This is a genomic window from Alcanivorax sp. P2S70, assembly GCF_000475295.1.
GTDB classification, from domain to species: Bacteria; Pseudomonadota; Gammaproteobacteria; order Pseudomonadales; family Alcanivoracaceae; genus Alcanivorax; species Alcanivorax profundi.
In genome coordinates this window covers 1-353 of record NZ_AXBZ01000062.1, presented here as the reverse complement: position 1 = coordinate 353, position 353 = coordinate 1, and the positions used below count along the sequence as shown (strand labels likewise).

Genomic DNA, 353 nt, shown 5'->3' with positions numbered 1-353 from the left:
TTTCCCAAATTTTTAAAGAGCAATCCGAACCATAAAGATTTCGGAGTCCGACTAAAAAGCCAGAAGCAAGCAAGACAATGCTTGATTCTGACTTCTTCCACTTTCTATTCGGGTCACCCGACCAATGCAGCAACTGGTGGAGCCTAGCGGGATCGAACCGCTGACCTCCTGCGTGCAAGGCAGGCGCTCTCCCAGCTGAGCTAAGGCCCCATATACCGTGCTGAAATTGGTAGGTCTGGGCAGATTTGAACTGCCGACCTCACCCTTATCAGGGGTGCGCTCTAACCAACTGAGCTACAGACCTATAGAAAGCGTCTACACCCTTTAGCAACAGACAAGCAAACGTGTGAGCC

2 tRNA genes are annotated in these 353 nt (G+C 50.7%); both read right to left on the bottom strand.

What is annotated here, in order from left to right:
* Positions 1 to 134: 134 nt before the first annotated feature.
* Positions 135 to 210: transfer RNA gene (locus Q672_RS31505), tRNA-Ala, on the bottom strand.
* A 17-nt stretch (positions 211 to 227) separates the two neighbouring features.
* Positions 228 to 304: transfer RNA gene (locus Q672_RS31500), tRNA-Ile, on the bottom strand.
* Between the last annotated feature and the right edge of the window lie 49 nt (positions 305 to 353).